The sequence below is a fragment of the Parasphingomonas zepuensis genome, assembly GCF_036663735.1.
In the GTDB taxonomy this organism is placed as follows: Bacteria; Pseudomonadota; Alphaproteobacteria; order Sphingomonadales; family Sphingomonadaceae; genus Sphingomonas.
Window position 1 is genome coordinate 1 of record NZ_JAXOJO010000072.1, and the last position, 1,093, is coordinate 1,093.

2 protein-coding genes are annotated in these 1,093 nt (G+C 61.7%); one reads left to right on the plus strand and one right to left on the minus strand.

Annotated features, from left to right (window positions below; all coding sequences use genetic code 11):
- Positions 1-289, plus strand: a 289-nt coding sequence (locus U1769_RS25330) for a serpin family protein (protein ID WP_332720919.1), incomplete at its 5' end; no start/stop codon positions are given.
- A 314-nt stretch (positions 290-603) separates the two neighbouring features.
- On the opposite strand, the gene U1769_RS25335 is transcribed toward U1769_RS25330, so the two are convergent.
- A partial coding sequence (locus U1769_RS25335; RefSeq protein ID WP_503644649.1) for a S66 peptidase family protein occupies positions 604-1,093 on the minus strand: 490 nt, incomplete at its 5' end.

The following is a 1,093-nucleotide window of genomic DNA, read 5'->3' on the forward strand; positions in this document are numbered from 1 at the left end:
GATTCCTTACGCTGGCGAGGACCCTCAAGCCATCGGATTGAAAATCAAGCGCGTCATTCACAAGACGTACCTCGATGTGGATGAGATCGGCTCAGAGGCTGCGGCCGCCACTGCGGTTGTGATGGATATCATCGTCAGTGCTTCCCAAAGGAAACCACCCCCTCCGCCGCCGTTCATATTCCGGGCGGACAAGCCATTCCTCTTCCTGCTGCGCGATCGGCGGACCGGGTTGATCCTGTTCATGGGGCGCTATGTGAAGCCTCCGGCGCAGCATGGGCCGGATCGCTAGGAAGCGAGTGTAACTTCGTCCCCAACGATATTGAGCAGGGCGATGTCCCCAGCCACTTACTGGACGACCGCTTTTGGTATGTCGTCCGTTCGATTGGAATAACGACGATTGATCCGGTAGCAGCCGCTCAAACTCACTGGAAATGTTGGATTTCATCTGATCTACCCTGATCAATGAGACGCCACCCTTTCGCTTCCGCCGCGCCACTGTCGCGCACCTGCGCGTCGCAGGCGCGACCCCCTCGCTTCCCCGCCGCCTCCTCCCTCCACACCCGCAAAACGGTCAACTTGGTCAACCGCACGACAACCGCCACCTCAACTCACTCCAAAGGGCACTACATGGTTGAGTGCGATATGCCCGATCCCGGAACGCCCCAGATACGGCACGCCCATTTCGCGGCACCAGCGGATGATCATCTGTTCGTTATTCTCGCCGAACGGCACGTCGTTCTCAACCGTTTCGGTCACAGCCCCCAGCCGCACCCCGGATATTCCCTGAAGCTGGGTCGCATGCGCCATCTGGAACAGCATCCGATCGATGCGATAGCTGGGCTCGCCCACTTCCTCGATGTGCAGCACATGGTCGGTCAGGTCGGGCAGCCACGGCGTGCCGATCATGGTGGTCAGGATCGACAAGTTGAACGCAGCGGCCGGGCGCCCGTCCAGCGTGGGCTCCAGTCCCCGCTTGTCGCCGTCAATCAGCCAGCCGAGCACCCAGCCCGCGTCCACGCCCTTGTCATTGCGCCCCATCGCGCTCGCCATCGACCCGTGCGCCTGCCGCCCGATCCGCCGGGCGTAAAGCGCG